Source organism: Pantoea sp. CFSAN033090 (assembly GCF_001264395.1).
Lineage (GTDB): Bacteria > Pseudomonadota > Gammaproteobacteria > Enterobacterales > Enterobacteriaceae > Pantoea > Pantoea agglomerans.
In genome coordinates this window covers 238152-264758 of sequence record NZ_LGYX01000008.1, presented here as the reverse complement: position 1 = coordinate 264758, position 26607 = coordinate 238152, and the positions used below count along the sequence as shown (strand labels likewise).

Below are 26607 nucleotides of genomic sequence, written 5' to 3'. Positions count from 1 at the left end.
CGTTTTTTCTTACAAGGAAATTGATTTATTTTGGGGCAAATAATTTAAGGGATGCATTTTTTCTGCGTGACTTAAAAGACCCCATGATTTTACTAATGCCAGAATAAGGTAATGCAAGATGATAAACTTTAAAGGAAGCCTGACCGGCATGTTACTGATGGCCGCAACAGGTTGTTCAGTGTCAGCCCATGCTGCTTTTGACCAGCTAACGCTAAAGAGCCAGTTTGAGACACTGGAAAATAAATCTGGTGGCAGACTCGGCGTTACGGTCGTTGACACATCCGATGGTTCTGAATATTAATGGCGGGGCAATGAAAGATTCCCGCTGTGCAGCACAAGTAAAGTAATGGCAGTAGCAGCGATATTAAAGAAAAATGAAAGTGACCATAGTTTGCTTGATAAGAAAATTCATATAAATAAAAGCGACATGGTTAATTATAATCCCATCACCCAGAAACATATCGGCTCATCAATGACTGTTGCTGAACTGAGTGCTGCGGCGTTGCAATACAGCGATAATGCCGCGATGAATAAATTACTTGCGTATCTGGGTGGCCCGCAACAGGCTACGCATTTTGCCCGAACAATCGGCGATAAGGCTTTTCGCCTGGACAGAAAGGAACCAGAACTCAATACAGCAATCCCGGATGATGTGCGTGACACTACGACTCCTTCAGCGATGGCTGACACGCTTAATAAGCTTGTTCTCGGCACCGCCCTCAAAGGAGAGCAGCGAGCCAAACTGTCAGAATGGATGAAGGGCAATACAACAGGTGCAAACAGTATTAAAGCAGGCCTGCCGGCTGACTGGATAGTGGCTGATAAAACCGGCAGTGGTGACTATGGCACAACTAATGATATTGCCGTCATCTGGCCGAAGGATCAGGCACCCATCATCCTGACGACCTACTTCACCCAGAAGGACAAAGACGCGGTCGCGCGCAAAGACGTACTGGCCAGTGCGGCAAAACTAGTTGTGGACGCAATCAGTAAATAATTAGCTTCAGCTTCAGATAATCGGCTCAGAGTGGGCCGATTATCTGGCTTTCGCCCCGCTAACCCGCGCACCAGCGAAATACCACTTCAACTCAAAAACTCAGTACCTCGCCCGGCTACTGCTCAGGTGCGGAAAAAAGGCAGGCGACGGCAAGGCTTCCGGGGCAGTTGGCTCAGCGTTCAGCATGCGCAAAAATGACTCAGCCCAGTGATGGCTGTTCTGCATATGCAGTCCCTTCATCAGACGGGCATGCAGAGACCGCCGTTCGTGTAACGGCATCTGCAATGCGCGATGTACCGCACTGGCCATTGCATCAGGATCATAAGGATTGACGATGATGGCACCCTCCATCTGCCCGGCTGCACCGGCAAACTGCGAGAGGATAAGCACCCCGGGATTTTTCGGGTCCTGTAAGGCGATATACATTTTGGCCATCAGGCTCATGCCTGCCATCAACGGCGTCACCAGCGCAACGCGTGAGGCACGATAGATACCGGCCTGCTCTTCGCGGCTGTAACCATGAGTCAGATAGTTCACCGGATACCAGTTCATTGTGCCATGCACGCCATTAAGTTCCCCGCACAACGCCTCCAGAGCGTGACCGAGTTCTGACGCATCATGTGCGTGTCCGGCTGCCGGAGGCGCCAGCTGCAACAGCGTGATATTTTTCTGGTAGCAATCATGTTTTCGCAGCAGCACCTCCAGGGTGCTGATTCGGTAAGGTAGCCCTGAGCTCTCATCAAGATGGCCGCCGCTTAGCACGGTATTATCGGGCAGGGTTTCGCGGCACTGCATTTCCATGTAAGCACAGCTGTTGCTATCACGCAGAGACTGGACATCGTCAAGGTCAATTCCGACAGGAAACACACCCACCCTGATAATCCGGCCATGAACACGAAAGCTTTGCGCCTCCAGCCGTTCTATACGGAATTCGCTCTCCAGCCAGACCAGGAAGTTATTCATATCCTGCACGGTCTGAAAGCCAATCAGATCACAACATAACAGAGAGTCAGTGAACCAGCGCCATTCGGGTATGGTTTCAAACATTCTGCCAGCCGGGAAAGGTTGATGCAGAAAAATACCCACTAAGTTGGTCAGCCCTTCTTCACGGATATAGGTGGCACTGCCAAGCAGATGATAATCCTGAATCCAGATAACATCGTCGGGTGTGGCATTTTCGCAGATGGCGCGCGCATAGGCTTTATTGATGTTTTTATATTCCTGATAGCCGCTGGCGGAAAAACGGGCCATGTCCGGACGCTGATGAAAAACAGGCCACAGCCCTTTGTGAATATAATTATGGTACCCCTCATTAAGCTCGCCCGGCGTATAAGGGAAGGTCACGGTTTCATACTGGCCCATCTGCTGCACGGCGTAGGGTCTTGACGCATCCGGAGGCATCACCCTGCTTTCACCATCCCAGCTAACCCAGACGCCTCCCTGGCGGGAAAGTATGCCGTCATAAATTGCAGTAAGCGTCGAACGTTGACATTGATTATGCGAAATAAGAATAAGGCCTGACATGCTGTATTCCTTAAGAACACGCTGCAGAGAGGCACCAGTGCCTGGCAGCGAGCCGCTATTAATAGGAGGTCGGAGAATAAACTGGAGAAAACCACTCATGAATGTGCACCCCGTCCACTTAATGCCTGCAGACGCTTTTTGCGTAAATCAGGTTTTAACTGCCAACGTGTAACGTTGTCACGTAAACACCCGGTGCCGTTAATTAAACCGAACGGCCTGTAAAAAAGGCGTAAAAAGAGTCTGATGAAGTGTAAAAACGCTGCAAATCACGCGCCCGATATAGCATTAGCGGGCAGCGATGGCGCAAAAAGTCAGTGAGTTGAAGACAGTGAATATACGCGGGTATAAATAAGGCGGGTTGGCCCGGTTCCGCTCACCCTCAAAGCTGGTTTGATAAATGCGTGGCCGGGCCGTTTTATTTCGGAAACAGAGAACTTAAAAATCTCTTTGTTAATTCAGAGCTGAGCGATCATTGTCTGGAATGATACGCCGTTAAAAAATTTGACCTCCCCGACTTTTTTAAATCCCCTTTTCTCATAAAAAGGGACGGCAAGGAGTGAAGACCGTACGCTGATTTCTGAACGCAGTTCGGGAATCGCCCGCTGCCAGAGTGCCCTCGCTACCCCTTTTCGCTGAAATTTCGGATGTACAAAAAGGTATTTAACTAAATTGCCTTCGAAAAGGGTGAGTACGCCTGTCACCTCACCTCTTTCCACGGCAATCAGCCAGAGAAAGTCATCTGAAACAATCAACGGCTGAAGCACATCGGGCTTTGTGCTGTCGATGAACCATTGCGGACAGGGCTCTGTCTCTGAAAAATTACATTGCACAGACACAAGCTGTATCAGCTCACTGATGCCTGCCGCATCAGACTCCAACGCCGTTCTGATTTCCATTCTTTTGTCATTCCCCCTGATTAGGTTAAGGCAAGGGCATGGAGGCCTGCCATTCGAAAAGCCATCCACTCCCCTTTTCCGCTGAATCCCGGCCCGAGAACCCGCGTCCTGAAGATTAAAGCAACGTGACTTTGCCCTGGAAAATCACCGGACCGGACGGCCCGCTGAGCCTGGAACCTCCCACCGGCTCCAGACTTACCGCCAGTACCGTCTGATTATCTAACTCGCCAGGCGGTAACCGGAAAACGTTACTGTCGCGGTGATTGATCAGCCCCAGAGATTGTGGCGCAGCACTGCCCCTGATCAGCCAGAGCTGCAGGTTTTTATTCTCTGGCAGCGTGATGTTCAGCGCCGAAACCTGAAGGAGTGAAGCTGACTTATCCAGATTCACCACAAACTGTGCATCGGGCTGTGCGCCGCTGAGTACCGCAATCAGCTGCAGGGATTGTGGGGCATCAGGGTTGCTTAAATGGGTGAAAATGAGGATGCCAGCCATTGCCGCCGCCAGGCCCCAGCCGAGCCAGAAGCCAGGATGCTTGCGGATTGATGTCGTGCCAGAGACGCCTGCATTCCGGCCAAGATCCTGCTCAATCTGCTGCCAGACCGCAGAAGACGGGATAACGGCGTGTGTGAGCAGGTCAATGCCGCTGAACGCTTTCTGCCAGTGCAGCACCTCTGCAGCAAATAATGAATCGTCATTGAGGCGTTTATCCAGCCGATGACGTGTCACATCGTCGGTAAGGCCAAGCACATATTCGGCCGCAGTGAGATCATGTTGTTCCTGACCAGTCATAAGCCTATGCACTCCCGAAGATGGGTTAACGCGCGACGGATCCAGCTTTTCACCGTCCCTTCAGGCTGACTCATAGAGAGCGCAATCTCACTCTGTGACAGGCCACGATAATAGGCGAGCGAAATGCTTTGTCGCTGCTCAGAGGGTAAGTGCGCCATGCAGTGCTGAAGGCGACGCGCCTCCGCATGACTCGCATCGGCAGGAAGTGGCGTCTGGAAACCTGCTTCCGCTTCGCTGATCTCATCCACGGAACAGCTTCTGTTTTCATGTTTACGAAGGAAATCAATCGCCCGATTTCTGGCGATGTGACTGAGCCAGATATGCGGCTCACTGCGCTTATCGTCGTAATAGTTAGCCGACTGCCAGATTTGGATAAACGTATCGTGAAGGATCTCTTCTGCCCAGTCCCGGCGTCTCACCATCCGCAGGATGATCCCATAGAGTCGGGGCGACAGAACGCGATAAAGCTGCTCAAGAGCAGCTTTATCGCCGACGGCTATCTGATTCATTAAATCGGCCTGAATATGGGGCACATTTTTTGTCATCGGCTTCCCTGTTAAAGGTGTAGCCACCCGATCAGTGGCTACACACAGTATAGGTAACGCTTTACGGCATCAGCACGGTATCAATAACGTCAATCACACCGTTACTCTGATTCACATCATACGTAGTGATACTGGCAACATTGCCCTGAGCATCTTTAAGCTGAATGTTGTGCGGGCCATTTGCCATCACCCACAGTGATTCGCCATTGACCGTTTTCAGCTCGGCTTTGCCTCCTCCCGCTTTGATTTTTTTCTCCAGCGCTTTCATGTCCAGTTTTCCTGCGACCACGTGATAGGTCAGGACACTGGTGAGTTTTTGTTTATTTTCTGGCTTAAGCAGGGAGTCGACCGTGCCCTTAGGCAGTTTTTCAAAGGCGGCATTGGTGGGCGCAAAAACGGTAAACGGCCCCTTCCCTTCAAGTGTCGGGACCAGGCCGGCGGCTTTAACGGCGGCCACCAGCGTGGTGTGGTCTTTCGAGTTAACAGCATTCTCAACAATATTTTTCGATGGGTACATGGCGGCACCGCCGACCATCACCGTGTCGCTCTCCATGCTCGCCGCGTAAGTGGCGCAGCTGAAGACTAATGCAGAAAAAATCAGAGTTGGCAGGAATGGTTTCATTTTCACTTCCCTCATTGAGTTAACGGACAGGGCGAGAGCGCCCTTGTCTGTTAATACGAATGAGCAGCGAAAACGGATGCAAAAAATTTTAATTTTTTTTAGCTGGGGGGGGTTCAGGCTGATGCGATATGTAATAAGCCCACCAGAGGTGGGCTTATCATAACGAGTCCATACTGCGTCAACGTCTGCTTTTCACGCACAGCAGACAGCCGTCATTACTGGCAAGAAATAGCTCCCGGTCATACAAATCAGCAATGTAAAAAAGGCATTGCCCCGGACAGCTCAGATGCTCTCAACCCACGTCTTTCGCCGTGAGTTATGCGCATGAACTTAAATGCGAAAAGCATTCACTGCTTCACGTAAAGCGTGTGCCTGGGCTGAAAGCGACTGTGATGCCGAAGAGGACTCCTCAACCAGCGCGGCGTTATTCTGCGTGACGCCATCCATCTCGTTCACTGCGATGCTGACCTGTGAAATGCCCTGCATCTGTTCAGCTGAGGCGAGTGAGATGTTATCCATCGCGACGGCAAGTTTTCCAACCATCGCATTGATATCAAGAATGCTCTTGCCGGTGCCGGTTGCCACGACAACACCACTTTCGACCTGCGCCACAGCCTCTTCAATCAGATGTTTAATATCTCTGGCTGCCGTTGCACTGCGCTGTGCCAGCGTCCTGACTTCACCCGCAACGACGGCGAAACCTCGACCCTGTTCGCCCGCTCGTGCTGCTTCGACTGCCGCGTTAAGCGCCAGAATGTTGGTCTGAAATGCAATTCCTTCGATAACGGAGGTAATATCCCGGACTTTCACCGCGCTTTTTGAAATATCATTCATCGTCTCTGACATGCGCTGCATATCGTGTTCACCCGAACGCGCCAGCGCAGCGGTTTCACGGGCTGAATCCGCGGTCTGCTGTGCGCCCGCTGCATTACTTTTTACCGTGACCGTAAGCTGCTCAATACTGGCGGCGGTTTCCTGCAAAGCGGCGGCCTGCTGCTCTGTACGGGAAGAGAGTTCAGTATTGCCCTGGGAAATTTCATCAGCTGCCATGGCGACCGAAGCGGAAGAATCTTTAATCTGCGAGACCAGGTCACGCAGATTGCTCTGCATGCTATCCAGAGAAGCCATCATGCTGACGGTATCCCCCTGACGCAGGGTCACTTTTGTCGTCAGATCGCCCGCCGCAATCGCAGCGGCCAGGCCCTGCGCATGCGAAGGTTCTCCACCCAGCTGAGTCTTGATCCAGCGGGTGATCAGCCCACTCATCACAAATCCCATCACAACAAACAGGGTGGTCAGGCCTGCCAGCGTCATATAAACACCGGAGAGCGCCTGCGTGGACGTTTCGGCCGTTTTACTCGTTACCCTCGCCTGATAATCAACCATCCCATCCACTGCATTGCGGTAGTGCGAAAGCGCAGGGATCAGTTCACCACGGAGTTTTTCCGGGAACGGAGTGGCGTTCTGCATAAACAGGTTTTGCTCTGCCTGATGAAGCGGACCCGCTGCCACTTCAATTTTATTTAATTGCGTGGAAGCCTCTTCTACTTCAGCAAGATTGATCCCCGGAATGCTTTTGGCACCGTTGATCAGTTCCCGGAAATGCGCAGTGGTATTATCACTGTTGGTCTGCAACGCAGAGAACTGGGTTTTTATAGTGGCCTCTGCCTGAGGCTGAGTGTCTGAAGCCACGGACAGTAAAAGGACAGTTTGCTGAGTTAAATTATCTTTTAGCGTCTGCAGGGCCTGGAGATCGCCCAGCCGCGCGCGCGTCAATTCCTGCTGATCGCTGGCCGTATTGAGTTTAAATCCGGCAAATCCTGTCACAAAAACGCCCGTTAAGATGACAGTAAGGAATGCCGCAGTGAGCATGACGCTTAATTTTATTTTTTTGTTCCGATACATAGGAGACCCCGATGTTTGAATTAATAGGTTATCACCGACGTTCCGCTTCTATGGCTCGCTGGTACTGGATCTGTTATCGGCAGCGGGGAAAAAAATTACAGTAATGAAAGGGGTAAGAAGCGATGGTTCCTGGGCTGAGTAAAAGGGTAAATCCCTGACGGATGCCATTAAGGCAGTGAGTGTTATTCTCGTAACTTGTCGCCTGAATGCGGATAAAACTATTCCAGCTTCGCTTGTGGCACCACGGATTTAACAGACTCTTCAGCGTCATTTGAGATGACTGACAATAGAAGTGTCCTCGTGGTGAGAACGGAATCTCAGGCCGCAGATATTTTATTAAGGGTGGAGAAAGGCGTAGCCATCAGGTGCATGCGTTTGTAGCTGGAGACGAACAGATAATAAGGCACCTTGCTTTCCGTGATTACCTCAGAGAAAACAGAGATATCGCAGCAACCTATGCTGAGATAAAGCGTGAAGCAGCATCACTCTGTAACAACGATGCTCAACGCTACAGCGCGCTCAAAGCGAACTTTATAGCGCATCATCTACAGCTCGCACTGATTGACCTGAAACGATAGGTACTGAGCAGGACAGGATATATCCTCCTCACCCCCGTTTTTGATTCCATTCATCCTGACTCAGGGTAAACAGCATGCTTGCGGGCGCATTTTCCACATCATAAATATCCCGGGTATGCCGGAGTCCGGCGTTAATCAGAACCTTTTGTGAAGCCAGATGATTCGCTCTTACGACTGCAGAAATCTCAGCCAGTTTTACTTCTTCGAATCCATAACTAACCGCATAATTCGCAAATTCCGTCGCCAGTCCTTTCCCCCAGGATTCCGGAGAGAAACGATATCCCAGATTATTGATCGTGATATCGGCAAAGCTTCTGATGCTCAATCCCCCAAAACCGATGATTCTTTCTGGATTATCCTGAAGCGAGATAGCCCAACTGCCGAAGCCATTCAATTCCCAGTGACGGATAGAGCGCGATAGCACTTCCCGTGAATGATGGATATCCGGATGTGGGCCCGCGGGATTAAACGTATTCGTCGCAGGGTCGCCGTAGATCCTGAAAAGATCATCGGCATCTGATGGGGTGACTGGCCGAAGAAACAACCGCATGGTGTCTGGCTGCAAAATAAACGCTCTCAGATTAAGAAACGAGTGATCCTGTTTTTATAACGGGAAACGGTGCGGGAAACTATGTAAATCTCTCACCTCATCGGTCTGTTCAGTCAGGCTTGATCTCTTTAATAAGCGCTTCACCCTGATTGTGGATGTTGCCGACTTTGGCTGTAACAGGATGCCAGGTAAAGTCCATTTCCGGCAATGCGGCTTCATGTGCAATTTCCTGAGCACGTTCCGACGTGGTTTCGGCACTGAGCCATTCGCGTACAGCATCCGCACTTAAAACCAGCGGGCGTCGGTCATGGATATCAACCATGCCTTCATTGCTCGCTGCCGTTACGATAACAAAACCCTCATGCCCATGATCCTTACCATAAGGAGCTTTGCCGATAGCGGCGAAGAACAGCGGTTCTTTCTCTTTGTGGTAGAAAAAGTAAGGCTGTTTTTTGTCGCCCTCTCGCTTCCATTCATACCAGCCATTGGCAGGAACAATGGCGCGACCATGCTCCCACAGCGGTTTGAACATGCGTCCCGTCGCAGCGGTTTCACCACGCGCATTGATAAGCGGTTGTTTGTCCCACCACTCCGGACCGTAACCCCAGTAAACCGGATCAAAGTGCAGTTCATTATCCCGCTCATTGAGCAAGAGCACTTTGGTGCCTGGAGCTACGTTAAAGCGGCCTATCGGCTCCGGATCATAAATAATTTCATCGGGCTTCAGCCCCAGGGATGCAAAGTAATCATCTCTGCTGCTGTACTGCGCAAACCGTCCACACATGGGGACCTCCTCTCATAAGGATAGCGCAGCGTTGAACGAGTTAAATAAATCTAAAAAAATTGTTCTTCTGGCTGAAGATATCGTGATTTTTGACGAGAACATGATTAATGAATATGAATAAACTGGAGCAGTAATGAAGGGAATTATTTTAAGTCTGGCTATGGCATCACTGATGGCTGCCTCGTTTACAGCTGATGCGCGCGGCCATCGTGGTGGGGGTGGGCATAGAAGCTACAGCCATGGTTTTAGTTCAGCTTACTCATCACAAACAACGACACCCAGAATCAAGAAGAGATATTCCAGCAGCAAGCGAACGGCCAGATATGCTACTGCGGGCGTGGCGGGTTATGGCGCATACCAGGCCCATAACTACACGTCATCCTACGTGCGTGAGAAGGGCCGTCAGGCCGCAAGAAAACCCTCAACGAACAGCTATGACAACCAGTATCCAAATCAGCCCCAGGCTCAGCCAGTTAGCCAGAATATGGCACCGACATGTTCACCCTTATCTATGGTAAGCCAGCCGGGCTATACAAACCTGCCTGTATGCCTGGGCAGTGTTAATTGATTTCAAGCCTTGTAGCGATGAAACGACGATGAATTGATATTTTTCAGGAAGACACATTTTACAGAATGCCACTTACCGCACCCCGGAGAGGTCATATTTTAGTGACTTCGTAGGGACACGAACCTTTAATAATATGAGATATAACTCATGACCATAGTTTTTATACCTGCCCTCATCCCATTACTGATGAGAATTGAGAATGAGAAAGGAAGCCCGCTTACTGAGCACGAAGTCAGTAGCATCCGTGATAATGCCACAACTATCGAAGTGCCGCGTGATGTTGCTCTCGCCATGGCTGAATGCCGCGGTTACTTCGATATCAACCCTGAAAGTTGCTGGGCTGAATGGAGCTTGTACCGGAGTAAGAGTTTGCTGTCTGTTGCTGACAACGGATAACTGCATCGCGGTGCACATCTGCACCTCATGTTTTAGCAGCCGGTATCTGACGGCATAGCTTCAGAGATCGACATACTGTTAGCATCAGTTCTGGCTGGCTCATGGGCTACTACATATAGCCATACCGTGTAAAAGTAGTCAGGAAAATATTTTTTAACTGTGTTTGTTGTCATGAGCCGCAGAGAGGAAATTCCTGAAGCTGCAGAACGTTGCATGCAACAGAAAGGGTTTTATCAGACACCGGTTTAGCTTATTGTCGGTCTGACTTGAAAATTTTATGAAAATTAAGAAGCAATTATTTTCTTTATGATTACATCCCTGATGTTTTCCCGGATTTTATATCATCTATTCTACAGTCTTAATATCCACAGCCACCAGAACAACCCAGTACTTCATCTGCTCAGTCATCAGCTACGTTTTCAAAAAAAGACAGTGTTTCGGCGCTTTTTCGGCGGGGCTAGCACTACTGTTACCTGGCCATCCACACATCTCTGTTATCTATAGATTTTTCTGTCGCGACCGAAATGCGTGGCCGTGGGTCATCATTCTGTACCCTGCTTCAGACGCGCAACATTCTTCCCCCTCTTTTCAAATCACGCCGATAGCGTTAAGCTATACGAAACATATACGTTTCATATAAGGCTTGCATGGGTATCGTAAAAATCTCCGACCTGATGCATGAGAATCTGCGCATCGCCAGTCAGGCGATGAGCCGCTCAATTAATGCACAGGCAGAACACTGGCTAAAACTCGGTATGCTGGCTGAACTCTATCCGCAGCAGACCCAACATCAACTGGCGCAGATGCTAATCCGGCTTGAACTGGAAGGCAGCGCTGATATACGCAATATGCTCTCTAAAGAGAGCCTCACCACACAAGGAGACGTGTCATGAACAGCGTTAAAATTCATACCGCAGCGGAAATCGGAATGGCACGGGCAGCCGGACAGGCTGCGGCTCAGGTGCTGGCGATGATTACACCTCACGTCCGTCCCGGCATCACCACGGAAGAACTGGATGATATCTGTCACGATTTTATTGTGAATGAGCTTAAAGTGACGCCAGCAAACATCGGTTATCACGGTTATACCCGTACCACCTGCACGTCGGTCAATCATGTGGTCTGCCACGGCATCCCGGCCAGCAAAAAACTCAAGGATGGCGATATCGTTAATATCGATGTAGCGATCATCAAAGATGGCTGGTATGGCGATACCAGCCGGATGTACTTTGTCGGCACACCGTCAGTCCGTGCCAAACGTCTGGTGGAGATCACCTATCAGTCGATGGTCGCCGGTATCAAAACCGTCCGTCCTGGCGCGACGCTGGGCGATGTGGGCGCGGCTATCCAGCGTGTCGCTGAATCGGCTGGCTTCTCGGTGGTGCGTGAATATTGCGGTCACGGCGTCGGTGAAATTTACCACACCGATCCACAGGTGCTGCACTACGGCACGCCGGGCGAAGGAATGCCACTGAAAGCAGGAATGATTTTCACTATCGAACCGATGATTAATGCCGGTAAAGCCGGAACCAGCGTGCTGTCAGATGGCTGGACGGTGGTCACCAAAGATCGCTCGCTCTCGGCGCAATGGGAACACACCGTCGCCGTGACCGATGAGGGTTTTGATCTGCTCACGCCCTGGCCTGAAGGCACCGGCGACTACCCGGCGATTTAATCTCTCAGCCTGAGCCACGCTCTCAGGCTGCATTGTTAACTGCCCCTGACTTCACTCAGCGTTTCCAGCGTGCCGGAATGCCACACCTGCACATCGTTACGTCCGGCGCGCTTGACCTGATACAGCGCCTCGTCGGCGCATCTCAGCCATTCATGAATTGTCGCCGCATCGCATGCCGGTGCAATCCCGATACTCACCGAGCATTGAAAGGTGGATGAAGCCGGCAGCCGCAGCAGGGCAATCCCCTGTCTGATCTGCGCTGCCAGCAACATGATGCTGGGTTCATCCGCATCCCGCACAATCACACACAGCTCATCACCGCCAAAGCGGGCAGGTATATCTTTCAGGCCGACGCTGTCCCGCAGCAGTGCCGAGATTTCTGCCAGCAGAAAGTCGCCGGCTTCATGCCCGAAAGTGTCGTTAACCTGTTTGAAGTGATCGACATCCAGCAGCATCAGCCAGGCCTTCCCCTCACCTCGCTGTGTACGTAAAAACTCGCTTTCAAGCCGCCGCTCAAAGAGACGGCGGTTAGGTATTTTCAGACCAGGATCCATCAGCGCAATGCGTTCCAGCTCCTGATTCTTCTTTCGCAGACTCAGGGTCAGATTGTGTGAAACCACGCTGAGCGCCAGCAGATAGCCGCTGGCGAGCGGCAGAGTCAGCCAGACGGTGCGGGTAGAGAAAGTCAGCTGCAAAGGCGCCTTTTCCGCTAACCAGACCATTAAAAAGGTCAAAAGAAAGGCCTGCAAAGCAGACTTCAGCTGAACCCAACCGCCCGCCGAGTAACGATCAGAGATCAGTACCGCCATGATAATAATCGAGGGAAGCGGACTCAGCGCCATGGTTGCCACCCAGAAGCCGCCGAAAGCGGCATCCAGCGTCAGATTCTTACGTTCAAAACCTGTGGGATCGCGCGATCGCAATGCCAGTCTGAAGGCCGCATAGGGCCAGACAAACGCATTAGTAAATAGCAGTGCGCAGAGCTCCGGGCTTTTTCCCAGCTCCATCAATACTGACAGAATGGGCAGGAAACAGAGAAAGGTGCCGAGCTGGCGCATCATGAACATGCGGCGCACAAATCGCGTCGATCGGCGCTTCAGCTGAATATCGTCAGGAGTGTAGTAATTCATATGCAGACTGAAGCAGCAACAGGTTATGGCAGTTTATCGGCAATTATTGAATTAAGGTAAACTATTTACAGAATATTCTTATTGCGGGTCGATAAAGGCATCTCGGCAGGCTGTGACTTGTGTGCAGAGGACGATGGCAGTCAGGGGACATTAGCAGTAATGTGAGAAGATACCGCGCGCCATGAATACGCGCGGAGGCTTTTTATCGGCGGCCTTTAACCACTGAGGCAGACCAGTTGAAATCGCTGACTTCACTGGCGGTCATTGAAGAAGGTTTTTTCTTACGCAGCGGTTTTTTCTTCTCCTTCTCAGCCTGCGCCCTCTCCTTCTCCAGTTTGCTGGTCATGATGATCTGACGAGCTTCACTATTGAATTCTTTCTCTTTTTTGCTATCAGGCTCTTTACCGGTTCGTTGACGGTACTTCTCGGCCAGGCCCTTATAGGTTTGCTCGACGGCCAGTCGTTCATCAGCGTTGAACTGATCAATGGAAATCATCTTTTTATCGTTCATAGCGGCGTGTCCTGTGGCGAGTTATTCCGGCAAGTGTACCGCATTTGCGGTCCGTTAACGCAGGGAATGGCATTAATCCGGTGAGCTGCTGATTCCGTCAGCACACGCAGCCCGGTAATTTCTCTGAAACCTGCGCTTAGCCCTGTAAAAAATAGGGTTATCTCTTAATATAAAACTAATGTTCATCAGGTTTACTGGCAGTGACCACGTACTGCCGAGGAGCTGAAGGAATGATAAAAGAGACCGATCGCCTGTCACAGGCACTATTACGGCGGCATGGGATTGGCGTTAAACAGAAACGTATACACTTTCGTGGCAGGGATTTGCTGTTTCAGCTGCATAATGCCCGCTATGAGGTGTTCAATGGCGATCGCTGTATTGCAACCGTCGATACCAACAATATCAATGAAGCCATTAAGCAATTTAAAGCGCTGGACCAGACTGGGGAGAAATAGCCATGCCAGACTATCGTCTGTTTCAGAAAGAGCAAACAGTCAGAGCCGTGAACACTGAGCGGCAGGATCAGCAGGACGCGTTAATGGCTGATGGCTATAAGATGGTGTGGGACGTGGTGCATGCCGATAACGCCGATGCCGCGCTGCTGCGCTATCAGCAATTGCGTCACGAAGAGGATAATGCTGAGCAGAGTTTCGCAACCGATTCAGTTTTAGGTAGCCTGCTAAACCTGATATCCCGCTGAGTCAGTGCGGGGCTGAAGGTATAAAGCCAAAGTTACTGTTAATTCATGCTGTGCTGATTAGAATAAAGAAAATTCCCCGAATACAGGTTTCTGATGAAAATCACCATTCACAAAGAAGATGAGCTGTTTATGCACAACTTCTTTGCTGCGCCATGCCACACCGTTGAAACAGACTCACCACAGGCACAACAGATTCAGCAATCGCTTCAGCTGGCCATCCAGCAAAAAGGTGCAGAGGCCGATGGCGACTGGAAACGTAGCCTGACTTTTCTGATTCTGTTTCTCTTTTTATATGCTGCGCTGGGTGCCTCGCTGACGCTTGATCTCAGCACCACTGGCACGCCTCATAAGAGTATTGAATATGCGCTGGAAGCGATTCCGGTGCTGCTCGCCTTCTCCGGCTTCTTCATCTCTATTCTCTATCTGTTCCTGACCCGCGCCAGCGCGCGTAAACAGCGTAACTGGGAAAGGACTATCCTGGTGCTGGAGAAATACTCCATCGGAAATCTGTTTAAAGCGACGCATACCCAGGGCGGTGGTACCAGCAACTACTCCGTGCCCAACCTTTCTATTTCGCTCGCGCTGTTTATCTGCCTGACCTGGCTGGTGATTTATAACTATTTGACGTTCACCACCAGCGGGGTATTTGGCAGTGTCATCTCCTTGTTTATCAGCACCATGGTGTATGTGATTCTGGATATTCAGCTGCTTAAGCCTTTTACCCATGCTGTGGAGAAAGCAGAAGCGGAAAAGAGTGACGCGGATAAAGAGCAGGATTAACTGCGCCTGGTAAGCGGCAAAAGAGATACCCGGTCAATGAGCCGGGTATTTTTTTGTCTAATCAGAACGATCTTGCTGCAAGACTCCTGCTGCACGGAGTTCAATGAGAACGGTCGATACTAAAGTATATAAGTATGTTGTAACTATAAACAGAATTCTACCATTCGGTTTCTGCCCGGGGTACAAGGCAAACGGCCCGCTTTCACAGCGGGCCGTATTCATCACCAGTGGGTTTTCTGCATATCGATGACAAAACGATATTTCACATCACTGGTCAGCATACGTTCAAAGGCAGTTTCGACCTCTTCACCGGTGATCATCTCAACATCAGCCGTGATGTTGTGCTGACCACAGAAGTCGAGCATCTGCTGCGTCTCCTGAATGCTGCCAATCGATGTGCCACTGATGCTCAGGCGACGAAACACCATCGGTGTCACATTCGGTGATGGATGAGGTTGATCGGGTATGCCCACCAGCACCAGCTGACCATTGGTTTTCAGCGCACCGAGATAAGGATCAAGGTCGTGTGGTGCAGCGACACAGTCCAGAATGATATCCAGTGACGCCTGGCAGTCAGCCATTTGTGCGGCGTCTCGTGAGATCACCACGTTCTTAGCGCCGAGCCGGCGTGCATCTTCCCCTTTCGCCGGAGAAGTCGTAAACAGGGTGACTTCTGCGCCCAGTGCGCTGGCCAGTTTAACCGCCATATGACCCAGTCCCCCGAGTCCGACCACACCCACACGATCGCCTGCTTTGACTTTAAAATGCTGCAACGGTGACCAGACGGTCACGCCAGCGCACAGCAGCGGTGCCACCGCATTCAGCGCCAGATTGTCGGGCACCGTGACCACAAAATGCTGGTCGGCGATGACATGCTGCGCATAGCCACCAAATGTCGTATTGCCGGTGTATTTATCCGTGCCGTTGTAGGTCGGCGTGAAACCCGCCTCACAATATTGCTCTTCCTGCTGCTGACAGAAATGGCATTCACCGCACGAGTCGACCATCACGCCAACGCCAACCGTATCCCCGGCGGCAAATTTAGTGACGTTGCCGCCCACTGCCACTACGCGTCCGACAATTTCGTGACCGGGAACCAGCGGATAGCGGCTGACTCCCCATTCATTACGGGCCATATGCAGATCGGAGTGACAAACACCGCAGTAAAGAATTTCGATTTTCACATCGTCAGCCTGCAGCTCGCGTAACTCTACCTGGCCTGCCCGCAGCGGCTGATCTGCCTGGGACGCTATCAGTGCGTTAATTTTCATCTGTTGCCTCTTTTCACCTGGTGGTCGTAAAGAAAGCGGCCCACTATAGACATACGGAACCCCATTTGGTAGTAGTTACCTTTTGGTTACCATACTATCTGGGAAGTCATTATGCCGGTCTGGGTTGAAGGAAAACTTTGCTTTTATGCGGATTCACCGCCACGCCGCCTGCTGGAACTCTTTTCGGTGAAGTGGAGCACGATGGTGCTGCATGCGCTCTATCACTGGCCGGAAAACCGGGCACGCACGGGTGAACTGGAGCGCAGCCTGCAGGGTATTTCGAAAAAGATGCTGATTCAGACGCTGCGTGAGCTGGAGCAGCGCGGACTGGTGTCACGTCAGGTGTGGCAGGTGGTGCCACCAAAAGTGGAATACAGCCTCACGCCGTTGGGGCATACCTTCGCCCAGCCAATAGAGCAGATGTATCAGTGGGGACTGGAGAATCAGGCTGCGCTGGATGAAATGGAACATCACGCGCGCAGCCATCAGGAGAGTGGCGGATAGAAGGCCGCCAGTTCTCACGCAGTGCAGGCTTAATCGAACGGGAATTCGCGCGCCAGCACGCGGGAAATGACATTCAGCGCGCCTTCATCATTGTTGCTCTGAGTCTGATAGCGCGCCACGGCAGCGACCGAATCAGCGGCATTGGCCATTGAGAAACTGAAGCAGGCCTGACGCAGCATCTCAATATCATTGGCGCTGTCACCAATCGCCAGCACTTCGCAATCGCTGATGCCCCACTTTTCCTGCAGCAGCGCAATGCCGTGTGCCTTATGGCAGCCGGGAATAATGAGATCAATAAAGCCAAAACCGCTGGATACCGGATGCATGATGTTTTCCAGCTCGCCCAGACGGGAATGCAGTCTTTGCAGCAGTGCATCCACCCCTTCGTGCTCCAGCTTCAGCGAGAATTTGAAAATGGTGTCGTCGATGGCATAGAGGTCATCGCGTTTTTCCAGCCGGTGATAGTGGTTTGCAAGCATTTCCATCACCTCATCAGAGGTGGATGAATGCATATAGGCGCCGTTGCGTCCACAGACCACGACCGCGATGTCAGGTTCATGCGCCAGGATATCGAGGATCTTATGCACTTTCTCCTGAGCTAACTCTCCGCAGAAGATCTCTTCATTACAGTCAGAAACCCATGCGCCATTTTCCGCCACGAAAGCGATCTCATCTTTGATGTCGGGAAAATAGCGCTGCAGCTGGTAATACTGATTACCACTGGCCACCACAAAACGGATGCCCTTCTGCTTCAGCAGCGCATACTGACGTGAAAACCGCTGAACGTTGTACTGCTTATTGTCGTCCAGAAAGGTGCCGTCCATATCCACCGCAATCATCTTAACCGCCATCTCGCCTGCCCCTATACGTTCGCCGTTCTGTCCTTTCGGCTGATTGATTTGATTCATAAAGCTTACTCGCTGTGTGGATTAATGAGAATGCAAATAGTGACTTTGCTAACGGCTTTCAGAGCGTTCCGGTTCCGGAGTTGTGTTATCACGCACGTTTTTTTTCGTTAAAAGGATGTTAACCTCAGTCGAATATTACGAATGAAGGTTATTTTAATTACATTCGTAACTCAACCCCCAGATATTCAGGAGCACGAGATGCGTGAAGATTCCCGATCAACCCCTTTACCTGACGACGTCAAAACCGCTATTCGCGAGATGAAACAGCAGTTACGTCAACAGATTGGTGATGTCGATGCCCTTTTCCGTCAGGTTTGCGACAACATCACTGCTGCGATTGCTGAAGCAAAAGCAGATGAAAAGCGCACGGGCAGTGCCTGGCCGGTAGTGCCCATGCAGGACATTGCAGCGGGAAAGGTTTCGGATGAAACCCGGGCGCTGATTAAACGTCGCGGCTGTGTGGTAATTAAGCAGCACTTCGCGCGTGAGCAGGCGCTGGCATGGGATAAGTCGATGCTCGACTATCTGGATCACAACCGGTTTGACGAACACTATCGCGGCCCCGGCGATGACTTTTTTGGATCGCTGGCCGCCTCCCGCCCCGAAATCTATCCGATTTACTGGTCACAGGCGCAAATGCAGGCGCGGCAGAGCGCGGCAATGGCTGACGCGCAATCTTTTCTGAACCGGTTATGGAAATCTGAATCACCGGGAAAGCAGTGGTTTGACCCGGATGTCAGCGTTATCTATCCCGATCGCATCCGTCGCCGCTTGCCGGGCACCACCTCGAAGGGATTAGGCGCCCATACCGATTCCGGCGCGCTGGAACGCTGGTTACTCCCCGCATATCAGCAGGTTTTCAGTAAGCTGTTTCACGGTGATTTTGCCGCTTACGACCCGTGGGATGCAGCTCACCGCACCGAAGTGGATGAGTATGATCTGCCGGGTACCACCAAATGTTCCGTGTTCCGGACCTTTCAGGGCTGGACCGCACTCTCCGATATGATCCCCGGTCAGGGCCTGCTGCACGTTGTACCAGTTCCGCAGGCGATGGCCTATGTTCTGCTGCGCCCGCTGCTTTCAGACGTACCTGAAGATGAACTGTGCGGCGTCGCGCCGGGCCGGGTGTTGCCCGTTAATGAACAGTGGCATCCGCACCTGATTGCAGGACTCTGTTCGATACCGGCCTTAGAGGCGGGCGATTCGGTATGGTGGCACTGTGATGTGATCCACGCCGTTGCACCGGTTGAAGATCAGCAGGGCTGGGGCAATGTGATGTATATCCCCGCTGCACCTATGTGTGACAAAAACCGCGCCTATGCCCGGCGGGTTGCACAGGCCCTGGAGCAGGGACGTTCGCCGGGAGATTTTCCGCCAGAAGATTATGAAACAGAGTGGGACCAGCGTTTTACGCTGCAGGATCTCAATCTTAACGGACGCCGGTCGCTGGATTTGTCCTGATCCCAATCCCGCGTTGTACACCAGCGCGGGATATCCCTGTTACACTGGAGCTTCTTTTTTTCTGCGAAACGCAATTATGAACCCGCGACATCATCAGATTATTCAACTGGTTAATAGCCGGGGCAGCGTAACGGTCAGCGAACTGGCGCAGCTTACCGGGGTTTCTGAAGTGACGGTGCGTCAGGATCTCACACTGCTGGAACGCGACCGGTTGCTGCGGCGGGTTCACGGTTCCGCGCTGGCGCTGGACAGCGATAACGTCGGCACCCGCATGAATACCCGCTATCTCACTAAGCAGGCGCTGGCACGACATGCGGCCAGCCTGGTTCAGGCGGGTGAATCGGTCTTCATCGAAGGCGGCAGCACCAATGCGCTGCTGGCGCGTGCGCTGGCTGACCGCGCCGATCTTACGCTGATTACCGTCAGTCACTATATTGCCCAGCTTCTTCGGGAAGCCACCTGTGAGGTGATTGTACTCGGTGGCCTGCTGCAGAAAAGCAGTGAGTCGGTAGTCGGCCCGCTGACGCGGTATTCCATCCAGCAGGTCCATTTTCACCGGGCATTTGTTGGCGTGGATGGCTGGCATCCGGAGACCGGTTTTACCGGCCGCAACATGCTGCGCTGTGATGTGGTGGATGCCGTGCTGGCGAAAGGCGCTGAGAGCTATGCCCTGACCGACGCCTCCAAGTTTGGTCAGATTCACCCTTATCCGCTTTCATCCGGTTATCAGGTCGGGCACGTGATTACCGATGAGACGCTGGATGCGGCGACGGTAGCGCTGCTCAGGGAACAGGCGATAGAGGTGATACAGATCGCCGCAGGTTAAGCAGAACGGCCGGGGCCTTTAGTAACGGAGTCCCGCAGCATCAGGCAGGCCGTGAAAGGTGCCTGAGTATGCCAGTCTCCGCCATCCAGCATGGTCAGCAGGCGGTTAATCGTCTCATCGATCATCTCGGTGACCGGCAGTTTCATGCTGGATAACGACGGCGTGATGAAGGGCGCCAGCGGAATATCATCAAAGCCAATCACCGAAACCTGCCCGGGTACCGCGATGCTGCATTCAGTCAGACGTTTGATGGCACCAATCGCCATCTCATCATTACTCGCCACCAGCGCACTGAATGTCACCCTGCGTTCCAGCAGCATGTCCACGGCCGCCATACCGCTCTGCGCCGTCCATTTACCGGTCACGATTCGCCGGGAATCGGCTTCAATGCCCTGTGCGGCCAGCGCAGCGTGATAGCCGGAAAGTCGCTCGACGCCGGTCGGCGAATCGAGCGAACCGGTGATAAACGCGATCTCGCGATGCCCCTGATTCAGCAGATGGCTCACCGCCGTGGCGCTGCTGGCGTGCTGATCGCTGTAAATGCAGTAGCTATGGTTGACGCGCAGCCGCCGGTTGATCACCAGTATCGGCTGTTTGTGCCGGGAGATAATCGCATCCAGTGCGTCAATGCTCAGGAAGCGCGGATAGATAATGATGCCGTCACAGCGCAGATCGAGCAGAAACTGAATCGCCGCCTCTTCCTGCTCAGCGGTGTGTTTGCCGTCCGCCAGAATCAGCTGGCGGCCCTGCTGCTCCAGTATGCGCGCGGAGTGTGCCATTAGTTCAGTGAAGTAGCTGCCGCTGTAGAGCGTATTGGTGATCACCAGTCCAATGGTCTGAGACGTTTTTGTCGCCAGGTTGCGCGCCAGCAGATTGGGCCGGTATCCGGTTTCGGCAATCGCCTTCAGTACTTTTTCACGCTTTTCCTGCCCGACATAGCCATTGCCCGAGAGCACACGTGACACTGTCGCTTTAGAGACGCCCGCCCTGTTTGCCACTTCCTGAATCGTTGCCATGGTGATACTCCTTTGCTGCGTCGTCCTGCAGTCTACCTAAGCCTCTCAATGTTGGAAATATTTACCCCGCCTTAGTATGTGATTACCTGGCAGCATCAGGTGATGGAGTTCACAAAAAAGAGATCTTGATGATTTTGGCGCTTGTCGGCGCCATGAAAGCACTTCATGATTTTGTGAAACCGGTTTCCTATTTGCCTGCCCGCAGGCGCAAAAACATAAAAACTTTAACCGATTTACCCTACAGAGAAGAGCGATCATGCCCAGAAATTATGCCGAGGTGTCACGCGCCATCGTCGATGCGCTAGGCGGCCTCACCAATATCGAAGCCGTAACCCACTGCATGACCCGCCTGCGGTTTGTGTTGAAAGATGAAGCTCAGGTCGACTATCCCCGGCTCAAGGCGATCAATGGCGTTATGGGCGTGGTGCACAACGACACTCAGTGCCAGGTGATCATTGGTAACAACGTGTCACAGGCTTATCAGGCGGTGCTGGAGCTGGGATCGCCCGCAGCGACATCGACTGCACCCGTAAAACGTAAAATCACGCTGCGGGGCATCGGCGCCGGTATTCTTGATGCGCTGGTGGGCACCATGTCGCCGCTGATTCCGGCCATTATCGGCGGGTCAATGGTTAAGCTGCTGGCGATGATCCTGGATATGGCGGGCGTATTTGAGAAAGGCTCATCAACGCTGGTCATCCTCAACGTGATTGGCGATGGCGCATTTTTCTTCCTGCCGATCATGGTAGCCGCCTCTGCGGCGCTGAAATTCAAAACGAACATGTCGCTGGCGATCGCCATTGCCGGTGTACTGGTTCATCCCAACTTTGTTGAACTGATGGCAAAAGCGGCACAGGGTCAGGCGGTGGAATTTGCTTACATCCCGGTGACCGCGGTGAAATATACCTATACGGTGATCCCGGCGCTGGTGATGACCTGGATCCTGTCGCACATCGAGCGCGGCGTGGATCGTATTACCCCTGCCGTCACTAAAAACTTCCTGAAACCGATGCTGATTGTGCTGATTGCGGCACCCATCGCGATTGTGCTGATTGGTCCGATTGGTATCTGGATCGGCAGCGGCATCTCCGCGCTGGTCTACACCGTGCATGGCTATCTTGGCTGGCTTTCCGTCGCGATTATGGGCGCAATCTGGCCGCTGCTGGTGATGACCGGGATGCATCGGGTGTTCACCCCCACCATCATCCAGACCATTGCCGAAACCGGCAAAGAGGGCATGGTGATGCCGTCAGAGATTGGCGCCAACCTTTCGCTGGGAGGATCGTCGCTGGCGGTGGCGTTCAGGACCAAAAACCGTGAACTGCGCCAGACCGCGCTGGCAGCAGCGGCATCAGCGATTATTGCCGGCATTTCAGAACCGGCGCTCTATGGCGTTGCGGTCCGCTTAAAACGACCGCTGATCGCCTGTCTGATCAGTGGTTTTATCTGCGGCGCGGTAGCGGGCATTGGCGGGCTGGCCAGCCACTCCATGGCCTCTCCTGGCCTGTTTACCAGCGTACAGTTCTTCGATCCCACCAATCCCATGAGTATTGTCTGGGTCGGTGCGGTCATGGTGTTGTCTGTGGTGCTGTCATTTGTGCTGACGCTGCTGTTAGGTTTTGAAGATATTCCTGAAACCGAACCCGAAACCAAAACCGCACCCGAAAGCGCAACGCAACCTGCGCCCGTTACCGAACGCGCTAACGCGATTAATAGCCACTAAAGGAAAGGGTCACGCTGACCCGGAAAAGAGGATTGCATGTCTGATTCAAGGTTTCCGCAAGGATTTTTATGGGGCGGCGCACTGGCCGCCAACCAGAGTGAAGGCGGCTTTCGTGAAGGCGGAAAGGGCTTAACCACCGTCGACATGATTCCACATGGCCCGCACCGTATGCAGGTCAAACTCGGTCTGGAAAAGCGTTTTACCCTGCGTGACGATGAATTTTATCCCAGCCATGAAGCCATCGATTTTTATCACCGCTATCCGGAAGACATTGCGCTGATGGCGGAGATGGGGTTCAGCGTGTTCCGCACGTCGATTGCCTGGAGCCGTCTCTATCCCAATGGCGATGAACTGACGCCCAATCCGCAAGGCATCGCCTTTTACCGCGCGGTCTTTGAGGAGTGCCGGAAATATAATATCGAACCGCTGGTCACGCTCTGTCACTTTGATGTGCCGATGCATCTGGTGACTGAATATGGCTCGTGGCGCAATCGCAAAATGGTCGACTTTTTTGCCCGCTATGCCCGCAGCTGCTTTGAGGCGTTTGATGGCCTGGTGAAATACTGGCTGACCTTCAATGAGATTAATATCCTGCTGCACAGCCCGTTTTCCGGCGCCGGTCTGGTGTTCGAACCCGGTGAGAACAAGGATCAGGTTAAGTATCAGGCGGCCCATCATGAACTGGTCGCCAGCGCGCTGGTGACGCGCATCGCGCATGAAGTGAATCCGATGAACCAGGTCGGCTGCATGCTGGCAGGCGGCAACTTCTATCCCTGGTCGAGCAAGCCGGAAGATGTCTGGGCTGCGCTGGAAAAGGATCGCGAAAACCTGTTCTTTATTGATGTGCAGGCGCGCGGGGCCTATCCGGCCTACGCCGCCCGCGTATTCCGTGAAAAAGGTGTGACGCTTGAGATCGCTGACGGCGATGCCGACATCCTGAAAAACAGCGTCGATTTTGTCTCGTTCAGCTACTACGCCTCACGTTGCGCCTCGGCAGAGATGAACGAGCAGAACAGCAGCGCCGCCAATGTGGTGAAATCCCTGACCAATCCCCATGTACCGCGTAGTGAGTGGGGCTGGGGTATCGATCCGCTCGGCTTACGCATCACGATGAATATGATGTATGACCGCTATCAGAAGCCGCTGTTTCTGGTGGAGAATGGCCTGGGCGCGCGCGATGAGATCGAATCAAATGGCGAGATCAACGATGATTACCGCATCAGCTATCTGCGCGAACATATCCGCGCCATGGGCGACGCGATCGAGGATGGCGTGCCAGTGATGGGTTACACCAGCTGGGGCTGTATCGATCTGGTTGCCGCCTCAACGGGTGAAATGAGCAAGCGCTACGGATTTGTCTATGTTGACCGCGACGACCTGGGTAACGGCACGCTGGCGCGCACGCGGAAGAAATCCTTCTGGTGGTACAAAAAAGTCATTGCCAGTAATGGTGCGGATCTTGAGTGACAACGTCACTTAAAATCTATCGTCATGCTGTTACTGGCGCGACAGCAACGCCGGAACAGAACACTTATTTCTGCCGTTGTACTCCGGCAGTAATTATCGTATAACCAATGTCTCCGAGGGGTGTCCTGTAATGGGCTGAGATGGCGTAAGCCGAACCCTTTGAACCTGATCTGGGTCATGCCAGCGAAGGGACGGGTCGGCAGATTTTCTGCGTCATCTCCTGCAACATTCCCTGTTCCAGACCGTATGCCCGGATCTCCCTGTTACTGGAGATCCTATGTCACATCCGCTTTTCGACACCGGCTTTTATGGTCGTCTGCGCCAGCAGGCGGGCAGTCAATGGCACGCCTATATCGGGCACGATTTTGTGCGGCAACTCGGTCAGGGCACCCTGCCACCCGCCGCCTTCCGCCACTATCTCACCCAGGATTATCTGTTTCTGTTGCACTTCGCCCGTGCCTGGGGCCTGCTGATCAGCAAACTTTCCGAGCCAGCAGCCTTACGCAGCGCAACGGCATCGCTTAACGCCATCATTAGCGAACTGCCGCTTCACCAGGCTTACTGCCAGCAATGGGGCATCAGCGAGGCGGCTATGGCGAGTGAACCCGAAGCCGTGGAAACGCTCAACTACACCCGCTACGTGCTGGACGTGGGTCACACCGGGGATGCGCTGGAGCTGCTGACCGCGCTGATGCCGTGCGTTGCCGGTTACGCTGAAATTGGCCTGACACTACTGCATGATCCCGCAACCCGCTTTGAGGGGAATCCTTACGCGGCATGGATAGAAAATTACGGCGACGAAGCCTATCTGGCTGGCGTTCGCTCCTCACTTTCACTGTTTGAAACCCTGGCCCGGCAGCGTGCCGGTGAACACCGGTTTCACCCGCTGGCGGAGATCTTCACCACCGCGACCCGGCTGGAAGCCGCTTTCTGGCAGATGGGTCTCAACCATGCTGCCGCCCAGCGGATCAGCTCATGAACCTGCCGTGCAGTCCGGTGCCGCCAGGCATTTCAATTCGCCAGCTCAGCCTGAATTATGGCCAGCAGCCACTCTTCAGCCAGCTTGATCTGGAGATCGCGGGCGGTGCTTTTACCGCTTTACTGGGTGCCAGCGGCGTCGGAAAAAGCAGCCTGATGCGGGTCATTGCTGGTCTGACGCCACCCACCGCCGGGCAGGTCAGCGGCAGCGACGGCCTGCCGCTGACCGGACGCATCGCCTGGATGGGGCAACAGGATCTGCTCTATCCCTGGCTGACGGTTGAACAAAATGTCTGTCTCGCCAGTCGCCTGAAAGGTGAAAGGGCCGATCGCGACTGGGCGCAGCATCTGCTGATGCGGGTAGGTCTTAGCCATTCTGCGAACGCGCGACCCGCGACACTTTCCGGCGGGATGCGTCAGCGCGCCGCGCTGGCCCGCACCCTCTACACCCGTCAGCCCGTTGTGCTGATGGATGAGCCCTTCTCCGCACTGGATGCCCTCACCCGCGCTCAGATCCAGACGCTGGCCGCAGAAGTGCTGGTCGGACACACCGTGCTGCTGATTACCCATGACGCCGCTGAAGCCAGTCGGCTCAGTCACCACATGCTGGTGATCGGTTCTGCGGGAATTGAAACCTGCCCGCCCCTGGCGGGCCAGCCACCGCGGGCTGCAGACGACATACAGGTAATGCAGAGTCAGGCCGCATTGCTGAAGCAGCTGAGCAGGATTGCGGGATGAGATTACACAAAGGTTTTGCCAGTTTTCACCGTGGAGTGATGCTGTTTGCCGGACTGATTGCGCTGTGGTGGCTCGCCACGCTGACTTCGGTTCCGGCCTTTCTGCTGCCCTCACCCGCTGCGGTCGCCATCGAACTGTGGCAAAACGCCGGATATCTCGGCCATCACACCCTGATTACTCTGACCGAGATCGTCAGCGGCATGGCTCTCGGCGTGCTGCTGGGGAGTGTGCTGGCGCTGGGCATGACCTTTTCGCCGTGGCTGCAGCGCTGGATGATGCCGCTGGTGATCACCAGCCAGGCGATTCCGGTTTTTGCCCTGGCGCCGCTGCTGGTGCTCTGGTTTGGTTTCGGCATGGGCGCAAAGGTCGCGATGGCCGTCCTCGTAATCTTCTTCCCGGTGACCTCCGCCTTTTTTGATGGCCTGCGTCGCGTCACGCCCGGCTATCTCGATCTGGCTCGCACGCTGGGCGCATCACCTGCAGCGCAACTGCGCCATGTCCGGCTATTAGCCGCGCTGCCCGCCCTGGGCTCAGGATTGCGGATGGCGGCAGCCGTCGCGCCAATAGGCGCAATCATCGGTGAATGGGTCGGCTCGGCCGAGGGGCTGGGCTACGTGATGCTGAATGCCAACGCCCGGATGCAGAGCGACCTCTGTTTCGCCGCCTTGTTTATTCTGGTGCTGATGACGCTGGCCCTGTGGCTGACCCTCGACATCCTGCTGCGCCGCCTGATTACCTGGGCACCCGAGACACATTAATGA

28 protein-coding genes, 2 pseudogenes and 1 riboswitch are annotated in these 26607 nt (G+C 53.2%); of the genes and pseudogenes, 17 read left to right on the top strand and 13 right to left on the bottom strand.

What is annotated here, in order from left to right; genetic code table 11:
• Window positions 1–118: 118 nt before the first annotated feature.
• Window positions 119–997: pseudogene (gene bla / locus AFL22_RS10490) on the top strand (class A beta-lactamase).
• 99 nt (window positions 998–1096) lie between these two features.
• Here bla and AFL22_RS10485 read toward each other — a convergent pair.
• The 6 genes from AFL22_RS10485 to AFL22_RS10460 form a co-directional block, all read right to left on the bottom strand.
• Entirely contained in the window at window positions 1097–2521 is a 1425-nt protein-coding gene (locus AFL22_RS10485) for a trehalose-6-phosphate synthase (RefSeq protein WP_052271360.1), read from the bottom strand.
• 455 nt (window positions 2522–2976) lie between these two features.
• Window positions 2977–3417 carry a GNAT family N-acetyltransferase gene (locus AFL22_RS10480; RefSeq protein WP_052271359.1) on the bottom strand — a complete coding sequence of 147 codons (441 nt, stop codon included), beginning with the start codon at window positions 3415–3417 and terminating at the stop codon, window positions 2977–2979.
• Between the two features lie 115 nt (window positions 3418–3532).
• Window positions 3533–4210 carry an anti-sigma factor gene (locus AFL22_RS10475; RefSeq protein WP_052271358.1) on the bottom strand — a complete coding sequence of 226 codons (678 nt, stop codon included), beginning with the start codon at window positions 4208–4210 and terminating at the stop codon, window positions 3533–3535.
• Window positions 4207–4755 (bottom strand): sigma-70 family RNA polymerase sigma factor, encoded by a 549-nt coding sequence (locus AFL22_RS10470; RefSeq protein ID WP_052271357.1) that lies wholly within the window; start codon window positions 4753–4755, stop codon window positions 4207–4209. The genes AFL22_RS10475 and AFL22_RS10470 overlap by 4 nt, the downstream gene beginning before the upstream one ends.
• Window positions 4756–4816: 61 nt before the next feature.
• Window positions 4817–5377 carry a fasciclin domain-containing protein gene (locus AFL22_RS10465; RefSeq protein WP_052271356.1) on the bottom strand — a complete coding sequence of 187 codons (561 nt, stop codon included), beginning with the start codon at window positions 5375–5377 and terminating at the stop codon, window positions 4817–4819.
• 330 nt (window positions 5378–5707) lie between these two features.
• Window positions 5708–7282 (bottom strand): methyl-accepting chemotaxis protein, encoded by a 1575-nt coding sequence (locus AFL22_RS10460; RefSeq protein WP_052271355.1) that lies wholly within the window; start codon window positions 7280–7282, stop codon window positions 5708–5710.
• 299 nt (window positions 7283–7581) lie between these two features.
• Between AFL22_RS10460 and AFL22_RS10455 the strand changes: the two are divergent.
• A pseudogene (locus AFL22_RS10455) lies at window positions 7582–7860 on the top strand (GrpB family protein); the annotation flags it as partial.
• A gap of 28 nt (window positions 7861–7888) precedes the next feature.
• On the opposite strand, the gene AFL22_RS10450 reads toward AFL22_RS10455, so the two are convergent.
• On the bottom strand, window positions 7889–8425 hold the full coding sequence (locus AFL22_RS10450; protein WP_156311587.1) for a GNAT family N-acetyltransferase: 537 nt from the start codon (window positions 8423–8425) through the stop codon (window positions 7889–7891).
• A gap of 94 nt (window positions 8426–8519) precedes the next feature.
• On the bottom strand, window positions 8520–9194 hold the full coding sequence (locus tag AFL22_RS10445; RefSeq protein ID WP_052271353.1) for an SOS response-associated peptidase family protein: 675 nt from the start codon (window positions 9192–9194) through the stop codon (window positions 8520–8522).
• A 133-nt stretch (window positions 9195–9327) separates the two neighbouring features.
• Here AFL22_RS10445 and AFL22_RS24015 point away from each other — a divergent pair, with 133 nt between their 5' ends.
• The 4 genes from AFL22_RS24015 (at window position 9328) to map (ending at window position 11833) form a co-directional block, all read left to right on the top strand.
• On the top strand, window positions 9328–9762 hold the full coding sequence (locus tag AFL22_RS24015) for a hypothetical protein (RefSeq protein ID WP_156311586.1): 435 nt from the start codon (window positions 9328–9330) through the stop codon (window positions 9760–9762).
• 147 nt (window positions 9763–9909) lie between these two features.
• On the top strand, window positions 9910–10158 hold the full coding sequence (locus AFL22_RS24495; protein ID WP_052271352.1) for a hypothetical protein: 249 nt from the start codon (window positions 9910–9912) through the stop codon (window positions 10156–10158).
• 647 nt (window positions 10159–10805) lie between these two features.
• Entirely contained in the window at window positions 10806–11051 is a 246-nt protein-coding gene (locus AFL22_RS10435) for a ParD-like family protein (protein ID WP_033780321.1), read from the top strand.
• Complete coding sequence (map, locus tag AFL22_RS10430) at window positions 11048–11833, top strand: type I methionyl aminopeptidase (protein ID WP_052271351.1); 786 nt, start codon at window positions 11048–11050, stop codon at window positions 11831–11833. The genes AFL22_RS10435 and map overlap by 4 nt, the downstream gene beginning before the upstream one ends.
• A gap of 35 nt (window positions 11834–11868) precedes the next feature.
• Here map and AFL22_RS10425 read toward each other — a convergent pair whose 3' ends face one another.
• On the bottom strand, window positions 11869–12963 hold the full coding sequence (locus tag AFL22_RS10425) for a diguanylate cyclase (RefSeq protein ID WP_052271350.1): 1095 nt from the start codon (window positions 12961–12963) through the stop codon (window positions 11869–11871).
• Between the two features lie 202 nt (window positions 12964–13165).
• On the bottom strand, window positions 13166–13474 hold the full coding sequence (locus AFL22_RS10420; RefSeq protein WP_010247001.1) for a hypothetical protein: 309 nt from the start codon (window positions 13472–13474) through the stop codon (window positions 13166–13168).
• A gap of 230 nt (window positions 13475–13704) precedes the next feature.
• On the opposite strand from AFL22_RS10420, the gene AFL22_RS10415 reads away from it, so the two are divergent.
• The 3 genes from AFL22_RS10415 (at window position 13705) to AFL22_RS10405 (ending at window position 14954) form a co-directional block, all read left to right on the top strand.
• Window positions 13705–13929, top strand: a complete 225-nt coding sequence (locus tag AFL22_RS10415; RefSeq protein ID WP_033787112.1) for a hypothetical protein — start codon at window positions 13705–13707, stop codon at window positions 13927–13929.
• Between the two features lie 2 nt (window positions 13930–13931).
• Window positions 13932–14174, top strand: coding sequence for a hypothetical protein (locus AFL22_RS10410; protein WP_052271349.1), 243 nt, complete (start codon window positions 13932–13934; stop codon window positions 14172–14174).
• A gap of 93 nt (window positions 14175–14267) precedes the next feature.
• Window positions 14268–14954, top strand: a complete 687-nt coding sequence (locus tag AFL22_RS10405) for a hypothetical protein (protein ID WP_052271348.1) — start codon at window positions 14268–14270, stop codon at window positions 14952–14954.
• Window positions 14955–15175: 221 nt separating this feature from the next.
• On the opposite strand, the gene AFL22_RS10400 is transcribed toward AFL22_RS10405, so the two are convergent.
• Window positions 15176–16225: an NAD(P)-dependent alcohol dehydrogenase gene (locus AFL22_RS10400; protein ID WP_052271347.1), complete on the bottom strand. Its 1050-nt coding sequence runs from the start codon at window positions 16223–16225 to the stop codon at window positions 15176–15178.
• 111 nt (window positions 16226–16336) lie between these two features.
• Here AFL22_RS10400 and AFL22_RS10395 point away from each other — a divergent pair, with 111 nt between their 5' ends.
• On the top strand, window positions 16337–16729 hold the full coding sequence (locus AFL22_RS10395) for a helix-turn-helix domain-containing protein (protein ID WP_010246990.1): 393 nt from the start codon (window positions 16337–16339) through the stop codon (window positions 16727–16729).
• A gap of 29 nt (window positions 16730–16758) precedes the next feature.
• Here AFL22_RS10395 and AFL22_RS10390 read toward each other — a convergent pair whose 3' ends face one another.
• Window positions 16759–17580 (bottom strand): Cof-type HAD-IIB family hydrolase, encoded by an 822-nt coding sequence (locus AFL22_RS10390; RefSeq protein ID WP_156311591.1) that lies wholly within the window; start codon window positions 17578–17580, stop codon window positions 16759–16761.
• A 255-nt stretch (window positions 17581–17835) separates the two neighbouring features.
• Between AFL22_RS10390 and AFL22_RS10385 the strand changes: the two genes are divergently transcribed.
• Together AFL22_RS10385 and AFL22_RS10380 are read left to right on the top strand one after the other, a co-directional pair.
• Window positions 17836–19098: a DUF1479 domain-containing protein gene (locus tag AFL22_RS10385; protein ID WP_052271345.1), complete on the top strand. Its 1263-nt coding sequence runs from the start codon at window positions 17836–17838 to the stop codon at window positions 19096–19098.
• Window positions 19099–19174: 76 nt separating this feature from the next.
• Window positions 19175–19924 (top strand): DNA-binding transcriptional regulator YciT, encoded by a 750-nt coding sequence (locus AFL22_RS10380; protein ID WP_052271344.1) that lies wholly within the window; start codon window positions 19175–19177, stop codon window positions 19922–19924.
• Here AFL22_RS10380 and AFL22_RS10375 read toward each other — a convergent pair.
• Window positions 19921–20940 carry a LacI family DNA-binding transcriptional regulator gene (locus AFL22_RS10375; protein WP_052271343.1) on the bottom strand — a complete coding sequence of 340 codons (1020 nt, stop codon included), beginning with the start codon at window positions 20938–20940 and terminating at the stop codon, window positions 19921–19923. The two genes, AFL22_RS10380 and AFL22_RS10375, sit on opposite strands and share 4 nt — an antisense overlap.
• 256 nt (window positions 20941–21196) lie before the next feature.
• On the opposite strand from AFL22_RS10375, the gene ascF reads away from it, so the two are divergent.
• From ascF to AFL22_RS10350, 5 genes are all read left to right on the top strand, one after another.
• Window positions 21197–22663 (top strand): PTS cellobiose/arbutin/salicin transporter subunit IIBC, encoded by a 1467-nt coding sequence (ascF, locus tag AFL22_RS10370; protein ID WP_052271342.1) that lies wholly within the window; start codon window positions 21197–21199, stop codon window positions 22661–22663.
• 36 nt (window positions 22664–22699) lie between these two features.
• On the top strand, window positions 22700–24130 hold the full coding sequence (locus AFL22_RS10365) for a 6-phospho-beta-glucosidase (protein WP_052271341.1): 1431 nt from the start codon (window positions 22700–22702) through the stop codon (window positions 24128–24130).
• 106 nt (window positions 24131–24236) lie between these two features.
• Window positions 24237–24339, top strand: a riboswitch (TPP riboswitch).
• A gap of 68 nt (window positions 24340–24407) precedes the next feature.
• Window positions 24408–25109 (top strand): TenA family protein, encoded by a 702-nt coding sequence (locus AFL22_RS10360; protein WP_052271340.1) that lies wholly within the window; start codon window positions 24408–24410, stop codon window positions 25107–25109.
• A complete protein-coding gene (locus tag AFL22_RS10355) occupies window positions 25106–25846 on the top strand; it encodes an ABC transporter ATP-binding protein (RefSeq protein WP_022624420.1) in 741 nt (246 codons plus the stop codon). Before AFL22_RS10360 ends, AFL22_RS10355 begins: the two co-directional genes overlap by 4 nt.
• On the top strand, window positions 25843–26604 hold the full coding sequence (locus AFL22_RS10350) for an ABC transporter permease (protein WP_052271339.1): 762 nt from the start codon (window positions 25843–25845) through the stop codon (window positions 26602–26604). The genes AFL22_RS10355 and AFL22_RS10350 overlap by 4 nt, the downstream gene beginning before the upstream one ends.
• Window positions 26605–26607: the final 3 nt, after the last annotated feature.

Coding starts and splice junctions, on each gene's coding strand:
- AFL22_RS10485 (WP_052271360.1), bottom strand. CDS start 2,521: ATGTCAGGCCTTATTCTTATTTCGCATAATCAATGTCAACGTTCGACG.
- AFL22_RS10480 (WP_052271359.1), bottom strand. CDS start 3,417: ATGGAAATCAGAACGGCGTTGGAGTCTGATGCGGCAGGCATCAGTGAG.
- AFL22_RS10475 (WP_052271358.1), bottom strand. CDS start 4,210: ATGACTGGTCAGGAACAACATGATCTCACTGCGGCCGAATATGTGCTT.
- AFL22_RS10470 (WP_052271357.1), bottom strand. CDS start 4,755: ATGACAAAAAATGTGCCCCATATTCAGGCCGATTTAATGAATCAGATA.
- AFL22_RS10465 (WP_052271356.1), bottom strand. CDS start 5,377: ATGAAACCATTCCTGCCAACTCTGATTTTTTCTGCATTAGTCTTCAGC.
- AFL22_RS10460 (WP_052271355.1), bottom strand. CDS start 7,282: ATGTATCGGAACAAAAAAATAAAATTAAGCGTCATGCTCACTGCGGCA.
- AFL22_RS10445 (WP_052271353.1), bottom strand. CDS start 9,194: ATGTGTGGACGGTTTGCGCAGTACAGCAGCAGAGATGATTACTTTGCA.
- AFL22_RS24015 (WP_156311586.1), top strand. CDS start 9,328: ATGAAGGGAATTATTTTAAGTCTGGCTATGGCATCACTGATGGCTGCC.
- AFL22_RS24495 (WP_052271352.1), top strand. CDS start 9,910: ATGACCATAGTTTTTATACCTGCCCTCATCCCATTACTGATGAGAATT.
- AFL22_RS10435 (WP_033780321.1), top strand. CDS start 10,806: ATGGGTATCGTAAAAATCTCCGACCTGATGCATGAGAATCTGCGCATC.
- map (WP_052271351.1), top strand. CDS start 11,048: ATGAACAGCGTTAAAATTCATACCGCAGCGGAAATCGGAATGGCACGG.
- AFL22_RS10425 (WP_052271350.1), bottom strand. CDS start 12,963: ATGAATTACTACACTCCTGACGATATTCAGCTGAAGCGCCGATCGACG.
- AFL22_RS10420 (WP_010247001.1), bottom strand. CDS start 13,474: ATGAACGATAAAAAGATGATTTCCATTGATCAGTTCAACGCTGATGAA.
- AFL22_RS10415 (WP_033787112.1), top strand. CDS start 13,705: ATGATAAAAGAGACCGATCGCCTGTCACAGGCACTATTACGGCGGCAT.
- AFL22_RS10410 (WP_052271349.1), top strand. CDS start 13,932: ATGCCAGACTATCGTCTGTTTCAGAAAGAGCAAACAGTCAGAGCCGTG.
- AFL22_RS10405 (WP_052271348.1), top strand. CDS start 14,268: ATGAAAATCACCATTCACAAAGAAGATGAGCTGTTTATGCACAACTTC.
- AFL22_RS10400 (WP_052271347.1), bottom strand. CDS start 16,225: ATGAAAATTAACGCACTGATAGCGTCCCAGGCAGATCAGCCGCTGCGG.
- AFL22_RS10395 (WP_010246990.1), top strand. CDS start 16,337: ATGCCGGTCTGGGTTGAAGGAAAACTTTGCTTTTATGCGGATTCACCG.
- AFL22_RS10390 (WP_156311591.1), bottom strand. CDS start 17,580: ATGGCGGTTAAGATGATTGCGGTGGATATGGACGGCACCTTTCTGGAC.
- AFL22_RS10385 (WP_052271345.1), top strand. CDS start 17,836: ATGCGTGAAGATTCCCGATCAACCCCTTTACCTGACGACGTCAAAACC.
- AFL22_RS10380 (WP_052271344.1), top strand. CDS start 19,175: ATGAACCCGCGACATCATCAGATTATTCAACTGGTTAATAGCCGGGGC.
- AFL22_RS10375 (WP_052271343.1), bottom strand. CDS start 20,940: ATGGCAACGATTCAGGAAGTGGCAAACAGGGCGGGCGTCTCTAAAGCG.
- ascF (WP_052271342.1), top strand. CDS start 21,197: ATGCCCAGAAATTATGCCGAGGTGTCACGCGCCATCGTCGATGCGCTA.
- AFL22_RS10365 (WP_052271341.1), top strand. CDS start 22,700: ATGTCTGATTCAAGGTTTCCGCAAGGATTTTTATGGGGCGGCGCACTG.
- AFL22_RS10360 (WP_052271340.1), top strand. CDS start 24,408: ATGTCACATCCGCTTTTCGACACCGGCTTTTATGGTCGTCTGCGCCAG.
- AFL22_RS10355 (WP_022624420.1), top strand. CDS start 25,106: ATGAACCTGCCGTGCAGTCCGGTGCCGCCAGGCATTTCAATTCGCCAG.
- AFL22_RS10350 (WP_052271339.1), top strand. CDS start 25,843: ATGAGATTACACAAAGGTTTTGCCAGTTTTCACCGTGGAGTGATGCTG.